This is a genomic window from uncultured Turicibacter sp. (assembly GCF_938044715.1).
Classification (GTDB): domain Bacteria; phylum Bacillota_I; class Bacilli_A; order MOL361; family Turicibacteraceae; genus Turicibacter; species Turicibacter sanguinis.
On sequence record NZ_CALIOS010000056.1, the window covers coordinates 1 to 22621 of the forward strand.

General features: G+C 35.3%; 19 protein-coding genes. 3 read left to right on the top strand and 16 right to left on the bottom strand.

Annotated features, from left to right (window positions below):
• Nucleotides 1-7: 7 nt before the first annotated feature.
• The 7 genes from QWC74_RS06530 to QWC74_RS06560 all read right to left on the bottom strand — a co-directional run bounded on the left by QWC74_RS06530 (nucleotide 8) and on the right by QWC74_RS06560 (nucleotide 8561).
• Nucleotides 8-424: a polysaccharide deacetylase family protein gene (locus QWC74_RS06530; RefSeq protein WP_288993946.1), complete on the bottom strand. Its 417-nt coding sequence runs from the start codon at nucleotides 422-424 to the stop codon at nucleotides 8-10.
• 232 nt (nucleotides 425-656) lie between these two features.
• The gene (gene ptsP / locus QWC74_RS06535; protein ID WP_006785164.1) at nucleotides 657-2366 is read right to left on the bottom strand and encodes a phosphoenolpyruvate--protein phosphotransferase; all 1710 of its coding nucleotides are present in this window, start codon (nucleotides 2364-2366) and stop codon (nucleotides 657-659) included.
• Between the two features lie 263 nt (nucleotides 2367-2629).
• A complete protein-coding gene (locus QWC74_RS06540; RefSeq protein WP_262942040.1) occupies nucleotides 2630-2896 on the bottom strand; it encodes a phosphocarrier protein HPr in 267 nt (88 codons plus the stop codon).
• An 81-nt stretch (nucleotides 2897-2977) separates the two neighbouring features.
• Entirely contained in the window at nucleotides 2978-3469 is a 492-nt protein-coding gene (locus tag QWC74_RS06545) for a PTS glucose transporter subunit IIA (RefSeq protein WP_006785162.1), read from the bottom strand.
• 136 nt (nucleotides 3470-3605) lie between these two features.
• On the bottom strand, nucleotides 3606-5174 hold the full coding sequence (gene ptsG, locus QWC74_RS06550; RefSeq protein ID WP_006785161.1) for a glucose-specific PTS transporter subunit IIBC: 1569 nt from the start codon (nucleotides 5172-5174) through the stop codon (nucleotides 3606-3608).
• A 280-nt stretch (nucleotides 5175-5454) separates the two neighbouring features.
• Entirely contained in the window at nucleotides 5455-6420 is a 966-nt protein-coding gene (locus QWC74_RS06555) for a polyprenyl synthetase family protein (protein ID WP_006785160.1), read from the bottom strand.
• A 146-nt stretch (nucleotides 6421-6566) separates the two neighbouring features.
• Complete coding sequence (locus tag QWC74_RS06560; RefSeq protein WP_006785159.1) at nucleotides 6567-8561, bottom strand: FAD-dependent oxidoreductase; 1995 nt, start codon at nucleotides 8559-8561, stop codon at nucleotides 6567-6569.
• A 435-nt stretch (nucleotides 8562-8996) separates the two neighbouring features.
• Between QWC74_RS06560 and QWC74_RS06565 the strand changes: the two genes are divergently transcribed.
• The 3 genes from QWC74_RS06565 (at nucleotide 8997) to QWC74_RS06575 (ending at nucleotide 11705) form a co-directional block, all read left to right on the top strand.
• Nucleotides 8997-9869, top strand: coding sequence for an FMN-binding protein (locus QWC74_RS06565; RefSeq protein ID WP_006785158.1), 873 nt, complete (start codon nucleotides 8997-8999; stop codon nucleotides 9867-9869).
• A 98-nt stretch (nucleotides 9870-9967) separates the two neighbouring features.
• Nucleotides 9968-11041 carry an FAD:protein FMN transferase gene (locus QWC74_RS06570; RefSeq protein ID WP_006785157.1) on the top strand — a complete coding sequence of 358 codons (1074 nt, stop codon included), beginning with the start codon at nucleotides 9968-9970 and terminating at the stop codon, nucleotides 11039-11041.
• 148 nt (nucleotides 11042-11189) lie between these two features.
• Nucleotides 11190-11705 (top strand): hypothetical protein, encoded by a 516-nt coding sequence (locus QWC74_RS06575; RefSeq protein ID WP_006785156.1) that lies wholly within the window; start codon nucleotides 11190-11192, stop codon nucleotides 11703-11705.
• 83 nt (nucleotides 11706-11788) lie between these two features.
• Here QWC74_RS06575 and QWC74_RS06580 read toward each other — a convergent pair whose 3' ends face one another.
• From QWC74_RS06580 to QWC74_RS06620, 9 genes are all read right to left on the bottom strand, one after another.
• Entirely contained in the window at nucleotides 11789-12295 is a 507-nt protein-coding gene (locus QWC74_RS06580) for an 8-oxo-dGTP diphosphatase (protein ID WP_006785155.1), read from the bottom strand.
• A 73-nt stretch (nucleotides 12296-12368) separates the two neighbouring features.
• On the bottom strand, nucleotides 12369-13802 hold the full coding sequence (gene pyk / locus QWC74_RS06585) for a pyruvate kinase (RefSeq protein WP_006785154.1): 1434 nt from the start codon (nucleotides 13800-13802) through the stop codon (nucleotides 12369-12371).
• Nucleotides 13803-13861: 59 nt separating this feature from the next.
• Nucleotides 13862-14821, bottom strand: coding sequence for a 6-phosphofructokinase (pfkA, locus tag QWC74_RS06590; protein ID WP_006785153.1), 960 nt, complete (start codon nucleotides 14819-14821; stop codon nucleotides 13862-13864).
• 111 nt (nucleotides 14822-14932) lie between these two features.
• Nucleotides 14933-17965 (bottom strand): DNA polymerase III subunit alpha, encoded by a 3033-nt coding sequence (gene dnaE, locus QWC74_RS06595; protein ID WP_006785152.1) that lies wholly within the window; start codon nucleotides 17963-17965, stop codon nucleotides 14933-14935.
• A gap of 103 nt (nucleotides 17966-18068) precedes the next feature.
• A complete protein-coding gene (locus tag QWC74_RS06600; RefSeq protein ID WP_288993947.1) occupies nucleotides 18069-19022 on the bottom strand; it encodes a bifunctional oligoribonuclease/PAP phosphatase NrnA in 954 nt (317 codons plus the stop codon).
• Between the two features lie 119 nt (nucleotides 19023-19141).
• On the bottom strand, nucleotides 19142-20329 hold the full coding sequence (locus tag QWC74_RS06605; protein ID WP_006785150.1) for an acetate/propionate family kinase: 1188 nt from the start codon (nucleotides 20327-20329) through the stop codon (nucleotides 19142-19144).
• 17 nt (nucleotides 20330-20346) lie between these two features.
• Nucleotides 20347-21336 (bottom strand): class I SAM-dependent methyltransferase, encoded by a 990-nt coding sequence (locus QWC74_RS06610; RefSeq protein WP_006785149.1) that lies wholly within the window; start codon nucleotides 21334-21336, stop codon nucleotides 20347-20349.
• A gap of 201 nt (nucleotides 21337-21537) precedes the next feature.
• The gene (ytfJ, locus tag QWC74_RS06615) at nucleotides 21538-21933 is read right to left on the bottom strand and encodes a GerW family sporulation protein (RefSeq protein WP_006785148.1); all 396 of its coding nucleotides are present in this window, start codon (nucleotides 21931-21933) and stop codon (nucleotides 21538-21540) included.
• 1 nt (nucleotide 21934) lies between these two features.
• Nucleotides 21935-22621 (bottom strand): DUF2953 domain-containing protein (locus tag QWC74_RS06620; protein ID WP_288993948.1); only part of this gene is annotated, 687 nt, incomplete at its 5' end.

Genomic DNA, 22621 nt, shown 5'->3' on the forward strand with positions numbered 1-22621 from the left:
TTACAAGTCAATTATGTCGTCCACCATATGGTGGACGACATAATTGACTTGTAAATCCTTCCGTTAAATCATAAACCATTTTTTGATCAGCCAACATTTCCTTAACAAAGTTTTGAGGAGCATTTGGACCATGATATAAACTATCCATATTATGTGTCATGCTATGAAGCCCAATATAATGTCCACGCTCCACCATTTCTGTTAATATCTCTTTGGCATTCGAAAACAGTTCAATATTTTCACCAATCACAAAGAAAATGGCGGGTACATCATATTGATCTAGCACATCTAAAATCTCTAAACTATATCTAGAAGGTCCATCATCAAATGTTAAATAAACGACTTTTTCTGGTTTTTCCTTATTATAAATAAAATCGTCCACTCTATCTTCAACGGTTGCCGCAAATGTATCAAATGACCCCATAAATAGACTACAAAAAGTTATCATCAGGAACATAAAAAATAATCCACTTTTTAAACTGATGGATCCAAAAAATTTAGTTTTTAACACTGATATCATTTTTATCTCAACTCTTTTCCTTTCGAAGTTCTTTATTAGGATGTCGTTTTTTGTCTTAATTATTCTTCAATTTAAATTTCTGCTCTTAGAAAACAAAAAAAATGTGAAGAATAAATTCTTCACATTTTAATTTGGATTATTTTTGAATGTTTTCAACTAATTCAATAACTTCTTCAACTGTTGACATATTTAAAGCTTTTTGAGCTAATTCAGCCATTTCAGCTTTTGATAATTTGCTAATTAATGAACGAGCAGGTAAGATTGAAGTCGCTGACATTGAGAATTCATCTAATCCTAATCCTAATAATAATGGGATAGCTGTTTGATCTCCTGCCATTTCTCCACACATTCCAGTCCATTTACCTTCTTTGTGAGCAGCATCAATAACCATTTTTACTAAGCGTAAAATACTTGGGTTATATGGTTGGTATAAGTATGAAACTTTTTCGTTCATACGGTCAGCAGCCATAGTATATTGGATTAAGTCATTTGTTCCGATAGAGAAGAAGTCAACTTCTTTAGCGAATTGATCAGCTAATACCGCAGCAGATGGAATTTCAACCATCATTCCGACTTCGATTTCTTCAGAAACTGTCACACCTTCTGCAATTAAGTTAGCTTTTTCTTCTAATAATAAAGCTTTAGCAGCGCGGAATTCATTTAAAGTTGCAATCATTGGGAACATGATACGTAATTTTCCGTATGAAGAAGCACGTAATAAAGCACGTAATTGCGTACGGAATAAATCTGTATCATCTAAACATAAACGAACAGCGCGGTAACCTAAGAATGGGTTCATTTCTTTTGGTAAATGTAGATATGGTAATTCTTTATCTCCACCGATATCTAATGTACGAACAACAACTGGTTTTTCTCCCATTGCTTCTAATACTGCTTTATAAGCTTCGAATTGCTCATCTTCAGTTGGGAAGTTATCGCGTCCCATATATAAGAATTCAGTACGGTATAATCCAACGGCTTCTCCACCATTAGCAAGTACTCCTTCAACATCTTTTGGAGTTCCGATATTAGCAGCAAGCTCTACATGTTGTCCGTCTTTTGAAACTGTTGCTTCATTTTTTAATTTTGCCCATTCAGCTTTTTGAGCATCATAAGCTTTAGCTACTTCTTCGTAGTGTGCGATTTGCTCAGCTGTTGGGTTAATGATAACATTTCCTTCTAATCCGTCTAAGATAATCATATCTCCATCTTTAACGTCTTCTAAGATTGTTTTTGTTCCAACTACAGCTGGAATTTCTAATGAACGAGCCATAATCGCTGAGTGAGATGTACGTCCCCCGATGTTTGTCGCAAACCCTTTAACGAAGTTACGATCAAGTTGAGCTGTATCAGAAGGTGTTAAGTCTTCAGCAATAATAACCACTTGCTCATCAATTGTACTTGGATCATTTACTTTAACACCTAATAAGTGTGCTAAAATACGTTTTTTAATATCTTTAATATCTGCTGCACGTTCACGGAAATATTCATTATCCATGCTTTCAAACATCATAATAAACATGTTTGATACTTCATCGAATGCATAAGGTGCATTAACGCTTTCAGATTTAATTTTATCTGTTGTTTGAGAAAGTAACTCAGGATCATTTGCCATATTAATATGAGCATCGAATACAGCCGCTTCTTCTTCACTTAAATTTTGAGCAGCTTTTACTTTAATCTTTTGTAAATCTTCTGTTGTTTTAACTAACGCCGATTTATAAAGTTCTACTTCGGCTTCAATATCTGTAACTGTTGATTTAACAACTGTTAATTCTGGTTCAATTAATTTAAATGCTTTTGCAATAGCAATTCCGTTTGATGCTGCAATACCTTTAATGTTCACAATGCTACCCCTTTCAATTATGAAATGCTTTTGTACCTAACTATTATAACAGATAAAACCCGTTACACAACACCGTTTTATTTTTTTAGGTCGTCTGAAACCCGTTACATATAGTGATTTTGTCGCAAATTAATGTTTTTTTGACATATTTTATATTTTTATTAAAATGAAGGTAAAATAATTTAATAACGCTTAAAAATATGTTTTTCAAAAAACAAAAAGTACTGGCGAGCCAGTACTATTGTTTGTTATTTGAAAAGGTATTATTCACCTAATCCTTGAGTTGTGATAGTTTCTGTTAATGCTGCGATAGCTGCTTCTGCATCGTCACCTTCAGCAGAAATAGTGATTTGTGCACCTTGTTGGATTCCTAAAGACATAACACCCATGATTGATTTTAAGTTAACTTTTTTATCACGGTAAGTTAATGAAATTTCTGATCCAAATTTGCTAGCTGTGTTTACTAATACTGTCGCTGGACGAGCATGTAATCCAGTTTCATCTGTAATTGTGAAAATCTTTTCCATCAATAATCGCTCCTCTTTGTGATAGTGATTTCAAGTTTATTTTATCTTGTCACTATCTAAAAATCAAGATATATGTTTACGAAATTATTTAATCTCTAAAATATCAGCTTTACCGTGTGTAACTGGACCTGTTACTTTTAATTCAATAACTTTTTCATTTAAGTTAGTGAAAACAACTGGTGTTACTAAAGATGGTACTTTAGGACGAACAGCGTCTAAATCTACTGATAATAATAAAGTCTCAGGTGTAACAATATCTCCTTCACCTACGTGAGCAGTAAATCCTTCACCTTTTAATGTTACAGTATCCATACCGAAGTGAATTAAAATTTCATGTCCTTCGTCAGATTGTAATGCAACTGCATGTTTTGTTGGGAATACGTTTAACACTTTCCCGGCAACTGGAGAATATACTTTTCCTTCAGTTGGTTCAATTGCAAATCCGTCTCCCATCATTTTTTGGCTAAATACTGGGTCTGGAACTTCAGTGATTGATAATAATGTTCCTGTGATTGGAGCAAAAACTCCTTTTTTAGGTTCTTCTTTCTTCTTTTTGAATAAATCGAAAATTCCCATGTTGCACCTCCTAATATCTTTCATATATATTATATTGTTTTTTTCCAACAAATATAGATATATTTCGATATTTTTTATAAAAATAACGCTAACATTAGTTAAAAAATGTTTTTTTTAAGGTCTTTTTGTCTTATTTTTACTTTTCTTTTGCCATAATTGCTTCAATTTGCGTTTTCAATTGATCAGAAGTTGTTCCGAAAATAGCCTGTAAATTATTTCCTGAAACAAACATTCCAGTGGCACCTAAAGCTTTGATTTTAGTCTCATCCACTTCGTCTATATCATGAACTGAAACACGTAAACGTGACATACAGGCATCTAATGTTTCAATATTACTAGCCCCACCTAATGCTTCTAAAATAGCCGCTGCTTTTTCACTTGAATTCGTTCCTTTAGCCGCTTGGTAATCAGCTTTACTCATCAGCTTATCTTCAGCTTCACCACGTCCTGGTGTTGGTAAATTGAAACGACGAATCGCAAAACGGAATAAGAAATAATAAATTGGAGCGTAGAAAATTCCGACAATGATAATACGAACCCAGTTCGTAAAATCATTACCAGGTAAAATTCCGTAAATTAATAAGTCAATTAATCCACCTGAAAATGTCATTCCGACATGAACATTAAATAAGTACATCAGCATGAATGATAATCCTGCTAGTACCGCATGAATTGCAAATAAAACAGGTGCTACAAATAAAAAGGTGAATTCAATCGGCTCTGTAATTCCTGTTAAAGCAGCCGTCAACCCAGCTGATAACAATAATCCACCAATCGCTTTTTTACGGGCTGGTGCTGCTTCTTGATACATCGCATAAGCAGCCGCTGGTAATCCAAAAATCATAAATGGATATTTTCCAGTCATGAATCGTCCTGCAAGTGTTGCACCTTGTGCCTGAACATTTTCAATCATCGCTTGATAGCCATATGTCGAATAATCAGCTAATTGCTGGAACCAAATTTGTTGGTCCCCCATTTTCATCACACCATCAATTGAAGTATAAATACCTCCTGCTTCTGTGTACCATAATGGGAAATAAAAAACATGATGTAGTCCAAACGGAATCAAGGCACGTTCTGCAATTCCATAAATCCAAATATAAAGAGGATTCGTTCCTTCTGCTGCCACAATTTTACCAAAGCTTGCAATTAGGTTTCCAATTGGAGGCCAAATAAAAGCCAAAATAACCCCTACAATAATCGCTACTACTGATGTAATAATGGGAACAAATCGTGCCCCAGCAAAGAAAGATAAGAAATCAGGAAACTTAACGGTATAAAATTTATTATATAAATATGCCGTTAATAACCCAATAAGCACTCCACCAAAAACAGAGGTCTGTAACGTTTCGATTCCTAATACATTTGCATATAACTGATCAGGTAATGTAACCGGCATAAATACCCCAATCACCACATTCATAATTAAGAATCCAACCGTCGCCGCTAAAGCAGCCACTCCTTTGTCTCCTGTTAATCCAGAGGCAACTCCAATTGCAAATAATAACGGCAAGTTATCAAAAACAATCTGTCCCGAACTTTTCATTACCATTGCGACCATCTGCCAAAATTCTGTACCTAAAAACGGTAAATAATCTAATAATGATTGCTGCATTGAGGCCCCTATTCCTAGTAGTAGACCTGCCGCTGGTAAAAGCGCAACCGGTACCATAAAGGCTTTACCAACGCGTTGTAATGTTTTCATTATAGAATAAACTCCTTTCTATGATTTAAACTCTTTGTAGTACACCAACTATACTCTCTCTTTCTAATTTTAGAAAAATTATACAAGTACTACTTGTTATATTGTAACCTAACAAGTAATGATTATGTAGATTACAAATTCATTATTTTTCTATTTTTTTACTTAATAAGAATAGATTATATTAAAATGGGAATTATTCAATTAAATATGACTTATAAAATAATAATTTTACAAAAAAAAAGACAAATCAGAAAATGATTTGTCCATTGAAATTTCATTATTAGTGTTGACGAGCTAATAATTGATTGGTAACCCATTCTAGATGATCACGGGCTTGACCTGCTGGCAAACTTTTAATTTCTTTTAAAGATTTCACTGTATATTTATGTGCTAACTCTTGAGCTTGTTTAACACCACCCAATTCATTAACGCGTTCAATAATACGTGAAACTACTTCATCTGTATAAGTTTCTGACGCTAATAACTCATTTAGCCTATCATCATTATGTTTTAAAGCATATAGTAACGGAAGCGTATAATACCCTTGACGAATATCATTTCCTAATGTTTTTCCAACGCGAGACGCGTCACCAACATAGTCCAAAATATCATCAATAATCTGGAATGCGTTTCCAATATGAAGCCCAATTTTTCCAAGCTTCTTACAGAATTTTTCGTCACATCCACTTTCATAAGCCCCAACGGATAAACTAACAGCTAATAAAGCAGATGTTTTAGCACCAATGACTTTTAAATACTTTTTAACCGAAGTATGAGATTTAAATCGGCCATCAAATTGATCAATTTCTCCCATACAAACACGAGAAACTGTTTTAGATAATTCTTTCATATGATGCAATTCATAATGCTCTGCTAAGATTTCAAAACATTTAGTAAAAATATAATCACCTGTGTAAACAGCATAATCTTTACCGTATTTTTGTTGTGTCGTTAACTGACCACGACGTTGTACCGAATCATCTATAATATCATCATGAACAAGTGTTGCCATATGCAACATTTCTAAAACAGCAGATAAGTGATAAAGATGCTTAATGTCCTTATCTCCAAATTCACCACCGATAATACATAATCCTGGACGAATTTTTTTACCTCCAGACTGAGCTAAATCTTTTAAAATCTCATTCATTTTTGATTGTTTAACGGTTAACTGTTGATTAATAATATGATTGACTTGTTCTAAATGTGCGACAATGTCTGGCTGATCCTTCCAGAATGATTTCATGTGTTATCACCTACATTTTTTGACTAACGATTGTATGTATTGCTTCTTGTTGAATTTGTTAGATACTACAATAACACTAAATGAGAAGAAAAACATAGCGAATACTACTATAGTATTCTCTATGTTTCTCTTTCAAATCATATTATTTAGTCAACGTATAAATACCATTTTTTAAGTAATGGAATACGTTTCATCATTTCGCGTAACCAAGGCCACACATAATAGTCTAATCCAAGTACCATACCTGAATTTCCGATTAACGCAAATCCACCTACTAAATACCATAACATCTCAGTTGGTGCCATTCCTGAAGCCCAAATCATACATCCCATTGCAATAGTACCAATAGCAGCGACCGGTGTGAATAAACCAATAATTAACATAATACCAAAGATGATTTCTCCGAAAATCATTCCACCTTGAACTAAGCTTGCAAGAGTAGTGAATTGTGTTCCATCTGGAGTATAGAAGAAGGCATCCATTGACCAATTAACCATATCTGAAACAAATCCTGGAACTGGTAATACTGCAATCCAGTTCATGAAATCATGAATTAAATTTGAAATTGTTGTAAAGATATCACCATTTGCAGCTACTTGATTTACAGTTTCAGTCACAACACCTGATGCTTGAGTGACAGCATCTGCTACAGCTCCTGATGCTTGAGTGACAACTTCCGTTACAACTCCTGATGCTGCTGTTACAGCCTCTGACACTGCTCCTGATGCAGCAGATAATGTATCTGCTTTTGGAGGTGAAGGTAATAAGAAAACATTATTAAAGTCATGAATAACTTTAGGTAATTTTGTTAAACCTTGTTGTAACCACATGAATCCGACAAAAATACGTAATGGGAATTTCCAGAATACTGGAGCTGAATTTGATAATAATCCACCTACCATTGAACGGTTATTTTTTGTATGGAAGAATTCATGCATTAAATAAGACCAAATTTTATTAAATCCTAAAACTTGAACAAAGTACACTAAGTTAATGAAGTGTTTTGAGAACATCGCGAAGAATCCAGATAAATTCATCCAGAATCCTGGCATTCCAACTTGAGCTACCCCATAACGAGAACCGATACATACCATTGAACCATGGAATGTTGGCTTGTATGATTTGTGCTCTCCACCTTTAATATCTACATAGATGTTATGTGCAACAACTGGCGCTGAATGCTCTGCATTTTCAACCATCTGTGGCACAGGACGTTCTTCTCCCTCAGGAATGTAGAAAATGTTATCTCCAACAACATAAACATCTTTATGATCTTTAGCCTGTAATTGAGCATTTGTCACAATACGTCCGCGTCCTGCTTTTTCTACTTGAGCAGAATCAACAATATCTGATCCTTCAATTCCTGCTGCCCAAATAACAGTACGTGTATTGATAACCATTTCACCTTTGTTTAAGACAACACTGTCCGCTTTAATTTCACTTACAGCAGAGTTCATCACTAATTGATTTCCTAATTTTTCTAAACGACGCTCCGCTTTTTTAACTAATTTATCTGGATACATTGGTAACACTTTTGGAGCAAAGTCTACGATATATAAAGACACTTCTTCTTTATCGATATGGAATGAACGGCATAATTCATCTTTCCATTCTCCAAGTTCCCCAGCCATTTCAACTCCTGTGAAACCAGCTCCAACGGTTACGAATGTTAATAATTCTTTACGTTTTTCTTTATCGCATGTTAGCGCTGCTTGACGGAACATATTTAAAATGTGTTCACGTAAGTTGACAGCATCTGTATATGACCATAATTGGTGAGCATTTTCTGAACCTGGAATTCCAAAGAATGTTGGTTTACATCCTGTTCCCATTACTAAATAATCATAGTCATATTTTGTTGAATTTGAAGTTAAAACTTTTTGTTCAAAATCAATTGATGTAATTTCATCTAAAACAACATCCACTTTACGACCAGCAAAAATCTTTTTTAAATCCATACGGATTGATTCTTCATCCACACGACCAGCAGCAACTTCATGTAACTCTGTTAACATTGTGTGATAAGATTGCTTGTCAATTAATGTAATGCTTACATCTTGATCTTTTTTGAATTTTTTTGCTAATTTTTTTGCGGTAAGTACACCTGCGTATCCTCCACCAAGGACAACAATCTTTTTCATGATACTCCTCCTAAAATCTTTCATGTTTTATTTTCCTACGTTAATACTCCTTAACATAAAAAAGCTAACTCTATTAACACCACTTGATTAGTAGATGTATCTAACCTTTACCTATAAAAAATCCATTCATTTATAATAGCATCAAATTAGATAAAAGTTAAATATAAGAGTTATTTGTAAAAACATGTCGTAATTTACCCACCTTAATTTTATCACATTTTTTCACAAATTCAACCTTTTTATGTAGATGCAATCCCTTCAAAATTCCTACCTTCCCTCTTTATAACTATATCATTTATAAATTTTTTTTATACATATTCGACAACAATTACATCTTTTTCCTATATAATAGTCTTTCAACCTATGTTAGAATAACACTAACTATACTAAAGATAAGACCATAATTTATTTAAAGTTATAGGGAGGGGTATTTTTATGAATTATAAAGTCGTATCTCTGACAATTATTTCTGCGTTTAGTCTATTAACAGCCTGTAGTGCTAATGAAGTTAACTCTAAAGAGCCACTATTACTAAGTGATAACAATTTAGTTCAATTAAGTGATATAGATGCCCGTGAACAGCTTACTGTTTTAAAAGATGGTCTATACTTCGCTGAAGATTCAACTTATTCAGAAGATGGATGGAAAAACACGGTAACCTTAGAGATTAAAGACGGCATCATCACCACCATTGAATTTAACTCAATTAATGAAACTGCAACTGAAGATAAACGCACTCTGTCACAAACAGATGAGTATCTTATGTCTGATGCAGATACTGAATCCTTAAAGTGGCACGAACAAATCGAAAAATTAGAATCATATATTATTAATAATCAAGATACTTCTGCTATCCAAACAACAGAAGATGGAAAAACTGATACTATTTCTGGTGTGACAATCTCAGTCACTCCATTTTTACAACTTATGAATACGGCTCTTGCAGACGGTCCAATTGAAAAAGGAAACTACCAAGATGGACATTATTATGCAGAGCAGGAAACATTTACAGATGGATATAAATATAATATTAACCTTATTGTTGAAAATGGCTACATTGTTGCAGCCCATTGGGATGCCATTAAAGAAGATGACAACTTAACAGGTGGACATTCAACAGAGGAAATTCAAAATTGGAATCACCAAGCTCAACTTTTGGAATCTTATCTTATTAACATCCAAGATCCAACCCTAATTACTTATAACGAAGATAATAAAACTGATGCTATCTCTGGCGTTACAATTGAAGTGAATCAATTTATTGAATTAGTCATTCAAGCCTTAGCAAGCGGACCAACAATCGATTAAAAAAAACGACAAGATTTCACAAAGTGAACATCTTGTCGTTTTTTTATGCTCTATATTGTGGTATCCTATTAAAGGACAATTATTGGAGGTTACATACTATGAAATATTTGAAATCCTTAATGCTAGTAGCCGTTTTACTCACAACAGGTTGCCAAGCAAAAGAACAAGTAGAAACACCTAACCAGAATCTAGGAACTGAACAAAAAAACTACGAACCTGTCTCGCAAAATAAATACTTACTAGGAACCATCGTTACGATTACCTTATACGATAATCCTGAACAAGAAATCTTTGATGAAATTTTCAATGCGATTGAGCAAATTGAAAAAGAAATGACCATTAATAATGCTACAACGAGTGAAGTAATCAGTATCAATCAACAAGCAGGAGTCGACTACGTTCCTGTTTCAAAACAAACATTCGATGTCATTAAAGCGGGAGTTTACTATTCGCAACTTGGAAATGGTAGCTTTGATATCACAGTCGGCCCTCTCGTTAAACTATGGGAAATTGGATTTGAAGATGCTCATGTTCCAAATAGTGATGAAATTGCACAAAGCTTAACTCATATCGATTATCATAAAGTGCTACTTGATGAAGAAAATTATGCTGTTAAACTAGAAGATAAAGGAATGCAACTCGACTTAGGTGGCATTGCAAAAGGATATGCAGCTGATGTCGCAGCCCAAATTCTAAAAGAACACGGAAATAAACAAGCCATCATCAATTTAGGTGGAAATGTCTATGCCTATGGTGAAAAAGCAAATGGAGACTCTTTTAGAATTGGAGTTCAAAATCCATTCTCTCCACGTGGTGACTACTTAGGAATTTTAAGTGTCAAAGATAAAACCGTTGTGACATCTGGAACATACGAACGCTACTTCCAACAAGATGGAAAGATTTATCACCACATCCTTGATCCTAAAACAGGCTATCCTGTAGAAAACAATCTAAAGTCAGTTACAATCGTCACAAAAAGTTCAATGTCTGCCGATGCTTTGTCAACTATGTCATTTGTACTAGGACTCGATGAAGGAATGAAGCTAATCGAATCTTTATCTGATGTGGAAGCCTTATTTATTACAGATGATCAAAAACTTTATGCCTCTTCAGGATTCTTAGCTAACTTTGAACTAACTGATACTAGTTTTGTTATCGAAACACTGAAATAATCATCCTATAAGGACTTTTTATCTCGTATAAAAGTCCTTTTTTTCATCCTTTTCTTTGCTAACTTGGGCATGTGCCATAACCATTTAAGCTCTAGGTAATATACTATATTGTAATTGAATTACAATATGAAAGGATGTTATGATTTTTATGAATGGATATAATAGATGCTGTGGAATGATGTCTCCAATGAGAAAAGAATACCTTCAACCTCAAATGATGTATGCAATGCCTGCAACTCAACAAATGCCTGTTAAAACTGAAATGGTAAAAGTTCCAGAAACAAAAGAAACAAAATGTGAAACAAAAGTCCCTGTGATGCCTCAACCTCAAATGATGTGCCCAGCTCCAGTAATGCCTCAACCTCAAATGTGCCAAACACAAATGCAATGTTGCCCAATGCCTGTACATTATGAAACTTGCTGCCAAGTCATTGAACCAACTGTTTGCTGTATGCCAGAAGTACACCATCATCACCGTGTAGAACATGTGGTACCAGTCGTTGTTAAAACAGTTCATCACCATCACAATCACCATGATTATGTCATCTGTAAAGAAGAAGGAATGGAATGTCATCAATATGATCATGGTCTAAGAAATGAAGACTGGTGTGCCCTTGCCATGCAACCACAATGCCCTCAACAACCAAAACGCCCATTGTGCTAATCATTAAAATAAAATAAAAAAAAGAACGGTTTATCTCAAGCCGTTCTTTTTATCGTTGTAATAAAACTTTTTTAATAATAGACTTAAAGTACATGACTTCCTTTTTCAATCGAAAAACGAATTAAATCAGATTCACTCCCCTTTTTAATCTCATATGACCTTAAAACTTTCCCCTCAAAGTGAAACACCCCAATAAAACGTTCACCGCGTAATACATACGGTAAAAAGACTTGATCACTTTCCCAAATATTTAACGATAACAACTGCTTTTCATCAATCCAACTCAAATCTCCTTCATTACACTCAATCAAATCCCCTTCAAAATCAATTGCCTTATATAGATACATCAATTCTTCCTCTCCATCAAAACTAGGAAAATAACAAACCCCTAGTAGCTCTGGATTCTTGATGATTAGCCCTGATTCCTCTAACACCTCTCGTCGTATCCCCTCGTATGCCGTTTCGCCTTCTTCTATCTTTCCGCCTAATCCATTCCACTTCCCTTCATGAAAATCATTTTCTTTCTTATTTCGGTACATCATTAAAACCTTTTTCTCATGAATTATATAACATAATGTTGTTTCTACCATTCTAATCAACCTCTTAATAATAAAAAAAGGAGGGAAATCCCTCCTTTAAAAAGTGTGTGTATGTATAGGTAAATTATTTAACTTCGTGAATGTGCATTAAGTTAGTGTTACCTTCACCAGCTGGTAATCCAGCAGTAACAACAGCAGTTTCTCCTGCTTCTAATCCAGCAACTTCTGTAGCTACAGTAGCAGCTGTTTTTAATAATTCATCAGTGTTAGCTGTTTCAGCAACAACAACTGGTTGAACTCCCCAGTATAATGCTAATGAAGTAGCTGTTTTTTCACATGAAGTAGCAGCGATTACTGGTGCAGATGGACGGTATTTAGAGATAGCACGAGCAGTAGCTCCTGATTGAGTACAAGCGATAACTGCTTGAGCTCCTAAATCTTCTACAGTATCAGCAACAGCTAACCCCATAGCAGATGCTACGTCACGGCTTGAAGAAGCCATAGCGCGAGCGATGATTTCTTGGTGATCTAAAGCTTGCTCAGTACGACGAGCGATACGAGCCATTGTTTCAACAGCTTCTAATGGATATTGTCCAGCAGCAGATTCTCCTGATAGCATGATTGCATCAGTTCCATCGAAGATTGCATTAGCAACGTCAGATACTTCTGCACGAGTTGGACGAGGATTTTTTTGCATAGACTCTAACATTTGAGTTGCAGTGATAACGATTTTTCCAGCAGCATTACATTTAGCAATGATTTCTTTTTGGATTAATGGTACATCTTCAGCAGGTACTTCTACCCCTAAATCTCCACGAGCAACCATGATTCCGTCAACAACTTCAAGGATTGAATCCATGTTGTCAACACCTTCTTGGTTTTCGATTTTAGCGATGATTTGTGTATGTGTATTTCCTTGCTCAGCAAAGATTTCACGGATAGCTAATACGTCTTCTGCACGACGAACGAATGATGCAGCGATGTAATCCACTTGCATTTCACATCCGAAGATCATATCTGCGCGATCTTTTTCAGAGATGAATTCCATGTTTAATTTAGCACCTGGTACGTTGATTCCACGACGGTCTTTAACGAATGCAGAGTTTTTAACTGTACATACGATTTCTTGGTTAGCAGTATCTAATTCAGTTACTGTTAATTCAACATATCCATCGTCAACTAAGATTGTTCCACCAACAACTACGTCTTTGATTAATCCTGGGTAAGTGATAGAGAATTTTTCAGCTGTTCCTAATACTTCGTTCATAGCAACGCGTACAGTTTGACCAGCAACTAATTCAACTCCACCGTTTTCGAATAAGTGAGTACGGATTTCAGGTCCTTTAGTATCTAATAAGATAGCTACATGAGTTCCTTTTTCTTTATTGATTTCACGGATTAAATCCATACGATTTTTTTGCTCTGCATGATCACCGTGAGAGAAGTTACAACGGATACAGTTCATTCCTGCATCAACTAATTTTGATAACATCTCTTTTGGTTCTGATTTAGGACCAATTGTACAAATCATTTTAGTGTTTTTGAAAGATTGTTTCATTTCCTAGTTCGCTCCTTTGGGTATATTCAATAATCTTATGCCTATTTCAGTTGAAATAATTAAGATAATTGTTTAGCTAAATTGAACATTGTTTCATCGAATACACGTGGTAAATCAAGTGCTTCTAAGATATCAAAGTGAGTTAACTTGTTGTCACGAATTCCAACACAGCGTCCTCCTTCACCTGCGATTAATAAATCAACCGCATAAGCACCCATACGGCTTGCTAACACGCGATCAAATGCTGTTGGAGCCCCACCACGTTGAGTGTGTCCAAGAACAGTTGCACGAGTTTCAACACCAGTACGTTTTTCAATTTCTTTAGCTAATTCATGTGCATCTGTCATTAACTCAGCTAAAGTCACGATGTAATGTTTCTTTTGACGTTTTTTACCTTCTTCGATTTGGGCTACGATTTCATCCATGTTGATTCCTTTTTCAGGAACGATTAACTCTTCAGCTCCAGATGCAATAGCACCCCAAACTGTTAAGTCACCACAGTGACGTCCCATGATTTCAACAACGCTACAACGAGCGTGTGAAGCTGACGTATCACGTAAGCGATCAATGGCATCGATAACTGTGTTTAATGCAGTATCAAATCCAATTGTGAAATCACTGCTTACGATATCGTTATCAATTGTACCTGGTAATGCGATACAGTTGATTCCCATCTCTGTTAATTTTTTTGCTCCCATGTAAGAACCATCGCCACCGATAACAACAACTGCTTCGATACCATGTTTCTTTAATTGTTCTACACCTAGTTCACGAACTTCGATGTTTTTGAACTCTGGAAGACGTGCTGAACCTAAGAAAGTTCCACCACGGTTAATGATTCCACCAACCTCTGTATTCGTTAGAGGTTTAATATCACCTTTAACTAATCCAGCATATCCGTTGTAAATACCGAAAACTTCGATATTATTAGCGATTGCTGCGCGCACAACGGCACGAATGGCTGCATTCATACCCGGTGCATCTCCACCACTAGTAAGCACACCAATTCTTTTTACCATAGTGTTTCACCTCACACTAGAATTTTGATCATCATCCACTTAATGAAGATTATTCCTCCCATATTATATCAGTATTTTGTCTATTTATAAATCATTTCCGACCTGAAACTGTCATGAAATCGCTATTATTTTACTGAGATTAATATTTTTTTCACTATTTCTTATTGAAACACGTCCATTAATAACCACAATTTTCCCTAATAACGCTTTATATTCTGATTTATAAACATCAGAAAAAATAGTGACAGACACTGTTCCATTTTCATCAGAAATATCCATAAATGCCATCAGCTTTCCTTTTTTATCTCTAATTTCTCTAAATTTTTCCACAAATCCGACACACGTAATAGTTGAAACATTTAGGTGAATCAAATCACTCGGGAAATACCAACCCTTCTCCTTTGCCTGATCTCTCATTAAATGAATCGGATGAGAATTCAAATAAAAACCAAGCAATTCTTTTTCCCGCTTCATCTTCTCAGCTGATGACAACGTCTCCTTCATCATCATAATCTCAAAATCAGTCTCAAACAACCCGCCATCATATTTCGAAAAATCTAAGATCGCAGTTAAATTATGATGTAGAGTTGTCCGGTTATACCCAAACTCATCCATTGCTCCCACATCAATTAACCCCTCATAGGCACGTTGATTTAAAAAACTTCTTGTACGACTCACAAAATCATAAAAACTCTTATACAATCCCCGTTCACGCTCCGCCACAATTTGCCGAGCTAAATTCATCCCGATATGTTTAATCGGTAATAAACTAAATCGAATATTTTCATTTTCAATCTGATACATTAAACCACTACTATTAATTGACGGCGGTAACACTAAAATATCTAACTGTTTCGCCTCTTTTACATACTGTGCCGTATTACTTTCACTACCAATCACATTTGAAAGAGCCACCGTCATAAAATAACTTGGATAATGTCTCTTCAAATAAGCCATCTGATAAGCAATCATACTATACGCCACTGCGTGGCTTCGATTAAATCCATAATTTGCAAACTTCAAAATTAACTCATACAACTGGGTGGCAATCTCTTGGTGATAACCACGTTCTATTGCTTTCTCAACAAACGTCTTCTGTTCTCTCTCTAAAATTTCCTTCTTCTTTTTCGACACGGCACGTCTTAAAACATCAGCTTCTCCTAAAGAATAGCCTGATACCACATTCGCAATCTGCATAATCTGCTCTTGATAAACAATAATGCCATACGTTTTAGATAAGATATACTGTAAACTTGGATGATAGTATTCAATCGGCTGTTCATGATGCTTCCTTGCTGCAAATAACGGAATTCCTTCCATCGGTCCTGGTCGAAACAGGGCATTACAAGCAATAATATCCTCCAAACAATTAGGTCGAACCGCTCTTAATACCTGCCGCATTCCTTCTGATTCTAACTGGAAGACCCCCGTCGTTTGTCCCTGTGAAATCATTTCATATGTCTTTAAATCATCATATGGAATTTTATTAATATCAAACTCAGGTGCGACACTACTTTTAATTAAAGTCGTGATTTGTTGTAACATATTTAAATTTTTTAAACCTAAGAAATCCATCTTTAATAAACCAATCATCTCTAAATCTTCAGCTTCATACTGGGAGACATAAATGCCTGTTGGACCCTCCATAATCGCTGTATAATCTGTTAAATCATGATCGCTAATAATAACACCCGCTGCATGAATCGACGTATGACGTGGCAATCCCTCAATTTTTTCAGCCTCTTTATAAATAGCTTCAAGCTTTGGATAAGTGGAGAAAAAATCTCGTAATCCTTTTGTTTGCTCATAAATTTCTTTCAATGTACTTCCTGAATAAATAAAGCTCGCCACTTTATTAATTAAAGTCGTTTCCACCTGATGAACACGTGCTAAATCACGCCAGGCAGATCTAGACTGGAAAGTTCCAAACGTTGCAATCTGAACAACACAGTGACTCCCATACTTATTCTGTACATATTGAATCACTTCATCCCGTCGATTATCCTGAAAATCAATATCAATATCTGGCATTGTAATTCGTTCAGGATTTAAAAATCGCTCGAATAACAACTCATACTTGATCGGATCGACATTCGTAATACCTAAAACATACGCCACCAATGATCCCGCTGCTGAGCCACGACCAGGACCTACATAAATATCATGACTTTTCGCATAACGCACAAAATCCCAGACAATCAAGAAATAATCCGAAAATCCCATCTTATGAATGACCGATAACTCATACTTCAATCGATTAGCATACTCTAAATGGCCATAGCGTTTCTCAAGTCCCTTAAAACAAAGTGCCTCTAAATAAGAATCAGAAGATACCCCCTCAGGCGTTTGATACTTCGGCAATAACGATTGATGTAGTGGAATTTCTACCTCACAATCATTTGCAATCTGCTCAGTTTGCATCAAAGCGTTTGGTACATCTGCAAACAACTCTTTCATTTGACACTCACTCTTAAAATAACGCTCGTAATCAACAAGTGGCAACTCTTCTACCGATTGATTCTGCTTAATCGCCTGTAACAACGTTAACGTCTTGGCATCCTCTTTTTTCAAATACCTGACATCGTTGAGTGCCACAATCGGACGATTAACATTACTTGCAAAAGAAATCAAATGCTTTGACAACTCATATGTTCGTTGATTAACGCGCATCAGCCCGATATACAAATGCGGAATAGACTTCAAATATGACTCATAATATTGAAGCAAACGCTCCTCTTTGTATTCCTCAATGCCACTACAAAGCATCCCGTGCTCACCGCTTGTAATCACGACTAAATCCTGAACAAAGGGCAACACTTGCTCATAAAGAACAACACCTTCTTGCTTCGCAATAAAAGAGGCAATTTTTAAAAGCCCTTGGTACCCGCACTGATTACGCGCCAATATTACCCATTCATCAATAAATGAATCTCCCTGAACGTTAACACTCATTCCGATCAGCGGCTTAACATTCACACGCCGACAAGCATTATAAAACTTAATCGCACTATGCATGGTCCCCTCTTCAACTAAAGCTAAACAACTCATTTGATTTTCAAGTGCTAAATCAACAAGTTCTTTAATCTTAATTGAACTACTTAACAGTGAATAGGCTGACCGCACTTGCAAATGTACAAAACTCATACCGATCCCTACCTTTTCTCAAACCCAAACATACGTTTGAACTCATTCTAACATAGAAAAAGACCACTGGCAATTGTCAATAGTCTTTCCAAACATTTACTTTTTATACATTAAAATAGGATATACATGCCTCATCTAACGCTTTAATCACTGCATCACACTGTGACCATTCATAAATCATCGCACCAGATGCTTTAGGATGTCCTCCACCCTCAAAATTTTGAGCAACCGTATTAATAACCGGTCCATTTGAACGAATATTCACTCGAATCTTTCCATCCTCATTCTCAAAGAAGCAAACCCATACATGAATCCCTTCAATATTTGCCAACACGTTCACTAATGCGGAACGAGTTCCAGTTGTTAAACCAAATGATTCCTGCTCATCTTTTGTCATTGTAAAATAAGCAACGCCTTGTTCACTAACGTTAAAGTGACTTAACACAAACCCTTGTGCCTGAATAATATTTAAAGGACGCTTATACAGCTGATCATGAATTTGATTACGATTAATCCCACAATCATATAAAAAGGCTGCACACTCAAGAGTTGATGTTGTTGTATTATCATATAAGAAACGACCACTATCCGCAATAATTCCAGTATATAAACGCTCCGCTGAAATAAGTGGCATCGTTAATTGATACTGCTCCTGATTAGCTTTAAATAAATGCACAATAATTTCTGATGTAGCGGTTGCCGACGTATCTACATAATTTAAATCCGCATAATCTTCAACAACAGGATGATGATCAATTTTTATCATAAAGGCACCCGTTTTATAACGTGTATCATCAATACGTGGAGAATTCGCCGTATCTAAAACAATCACCAATGCCCCTTCATACTCCTCATCCTTTACCTCATCCATCTCTCCCATCCACTGTAACGATGGTTCTGTAAAGCCAAGCATCTTTACCACCTTATTTGGATAAGTTGACTTAATTAACGTTGCTAACCCAATTTGTGATCCTAACTCATCTGGATCTGGGCTTACATGACGATGAATCATAATCTTATCGTACTTCACAATTTCACTCCAAATTTGCTGCAACATAATTTCACCTCTTAAAGAATTTATTATTTAAATTATATCATAATGTTGTAAAATTCGACTGAAATTAGTCTGATATAAAAAAAGAGATTCTATCACTAGAATCTCTTTTTTTTCATTTACTATTTAACAAATGCGTAAGTATCTTTTGCAATCATTAACTCTTCATTTGTTGGAATAGCGAATACTTTAATTTTTGAATCTGCTGTTGAAATTAAAGCTTCTTCTCCCATGACATTATTAGCAGCTTCATCTAATGTAATTCCTAAAGCTCCTAAACGTTCAACAACTGCTTTACGAACTGGAATAGAGTTTTCACCGATACCAGCTGTAAAGACAATCGCATCAACTCCACCTAAATATACAAAGTAAGAACCGATGTAGTCACAGATACGTTTAACATATAAGTTAAACGCAATAATTCCACGCTCATTGCCTTCAGATACTAATTTTAAGATATCACGCATATCTGAAGATGCTCCAGATACTCCGTATAATCCTGACTCTTTATTTAATGCATTAACCGCTTGGTCAATTGTTAAATTTTCTTTTTCCATAATGAATGGTAAAATCGCTGGATCAATATCTCCAGAACGAGTTCCCATCATGATTCCCGCAAGTGGAGTGAATCCCATTGTTGTATCAACAGATTGTCCACCTTTAACAGCTGCTAAAGACCCACCGTTTCCGATATGAACTGTGATAATTTTAGTTTCAGCTAATGGTTTTTCTAATAACTCAGCGCAACGCTCTGCAACGAATTGATGAGATGTTCCGTGGAATCCGTATTTACGAATTGCATAGTCTTGATACCACTCGTATTTTACTGGATATAAATAAGCATCTTTATCCATTGTTTGGTGGAATGCTGTATCAAATACTGCAACTGAAACAGCATGTGGTAATTCTTTCATAAATGCTTTAATTCCTAATGCATTTGCTGGGTTGTGAAGAGGTGCTAATTCTGATAAAGCTTCGATATCAGCTAACACTTCAGGTGTCACAACGACTGAGTGACCGAATTTTTCTCCACCGTGAACTACGCGGTGTCCAACTCCACTAATTTCATCGTAAGATGCTACGATATTATGTTCAAGTAACGCTTCTAATAATAATTGAACCGCTACGCTATGATCTTTAATTGGTAATACTTTTTCAACTTTTTCATCTTCAAATTTAATACTGAAGATTGCATCCTCAAATCCAATACGCTCAACTAAACCTTTTGTAATAACGGTTTGTGCAGGCATCTCTAATAATTGAAATTTTAATGATGAACTTCCGGCATTTACTGATAAAATTTTAGTCATGACTATTCCCTCCACTTTTACTTATTAAGTTTGATCCAATTATCAATACGATTTAAAGTTTGACCAAATTTTTCTCTATCATTAAAGCTTGGTAATTGGGCTACTAACACTTCTTTAATCGGTTGAATTGCTTCACCGTTTTTTTGAATGATAAATAAACTCTTACCTAACTCATGACTTTTAAACATTGATGATGGCAATTGTAATAATGCCTGAATATTGGCCTGTGATGTCAGCATCTGATGAAACTCAGTTGAACCTTTTTGACTAAATAAATCATTTGGAATGACATAAAAAGCATAACCACCTGGTTTTAAATACTTGAGATGATTTTCAATTAATAAATAAGGTAAATACGTTACCTGCTTACTCACTAATGATAACTCCAAGTCAACTAACTCTGATGAGTCTACTACTTCTCCAGTCGGTAAATCTCCAACAATTAAATCTAGTGGCTCAACTAACATCGGCTTTAATGAACTTTGTTGATAGAACTGAACCGCATGCTCTTGCATATCAGAAAGCGTGTATGCAATTTGTAACAAATCTTTATCAACATCTACTCCATAAATCGCCTGAGGCTCCACATCAATCTGATTTAAAATGGCTGTTAAAAAGTTTCCTGTTCCCACTGTTAAATCAGCGACAGTCATCTCTTTAGCACTTGGAATAAATTTTGAAATTAAATAAGACACCATTAAGGCAATCGAATCTGGAGTCATTACCGCGTTCGTTACACGCTCGGCTTTTAATCCTTTCAAAATAGCTAACTGAAGAGCTTTTCTTATTTCCTCTTGAGTAAACTCTAATTCCTCTAAATCAGAATACTGCTTCTCTAATGCCTGTCTAATTTCCTCGTTAACTGATTGACTTACATCTTGTGACATAATATTTCCACAAGATTCACACATGGCTTGTAAATAATTCATTTTCAACTCGGAACTGATGATCATCGACGTTTCATCGACAAGATCAAATAGTTGTTCAATTACTTCAGGTCTTGGCACTAAACATCACCTCTTCATGATATACAAATTGATTTTACTACAACTTTTATTGAATGTCACTCACTAAACCAAAAAATGTTATAACGTTTACTTTTTTACTTGAACATTATAAAAAGCTTCACAACCTTACCTAGCTCTATCATTTTTTTCATCCCCCTTAATTCATCTAGATGTTTTAACAAAAAAAAACGAGTAAATGATTTACTCGCCTTTTTTTGAATCTTTATCAAATTCGTTCATAATACTATTGACTGTTTTAGGTACTTGTTCAAGAAGACGTTCATATAAATGTGTACGTTCCTCAAGATGTTTGATTTCAACACCTTGTTGATTTACCACTAAAAAGGCAATAGGCGTAATTGAAACTCCTCCACCACTACCTCCACCAAATGGAGGATTTTGATCAGAATTTGTATTCGTAGTGGATTCAAATTCACTACCTCCTGCTGCGAATCCAAATGCAACTTTAGAAATTGGAATAATCGTGTCTCCGCTCTCTGTGTTAACAGGATTTCCAACAATCGTATCTACATCAACCATTTGTTTTATATTTTCCATTGAAATTTTCATTAAATTATGAATTGGATGCTCACCCATACTATAAATCCTCCTCTTTACGAATTAGTTTTAAAATTGTCATTAAATCTCTAAAAGACGTTAATAAGACAACTATAATATCGACTAATTTAAATGAGACTATGCACGTAAAATCAACAAAAATACGATTTCCACTAAATTGGCTCAAAACATCAAAGTGATAGTGGTCAACTTTCTTGACATAACGACTAATAAATCCATAAACATTGGCTTGCATGGCCCAAAGACTACCGAGTAAGCACCCATTTAACATCGGATCATCTACACTAAAATGAATCACTGAATCCAACTGATGCACCCTAATCTTTTTCGTAAAGCGCACAAGCACTCGTTTACCCGTTTTAAATAACAATTTAAACTTCCTAATCATCTGCCTTAATTTTGGGCGACTCACTTTTTCCTGCGTTTTTTCAACTCGCTTCTTTTTCTTAACTCGTTTCACCTTTATCTTGGGCTTCTCATCTAACTCCATGGAATCTTCAATGACTTTCTGTTCAACCGTTTTCGTTTTAACAACGACTTCTTCCTTTTTCACTGTAACCTCATCTTTCATTTTATCAGCTGATAGCTCAGCGTTTTTCTCTAGCTCTTTCATCATCGGATTTAAATCCATCTTATATTTAAAAAACAAATATTTCACTTGTACAAAACGAGACTCATCTTGAAAAACAACTCGAATCTTAATCTT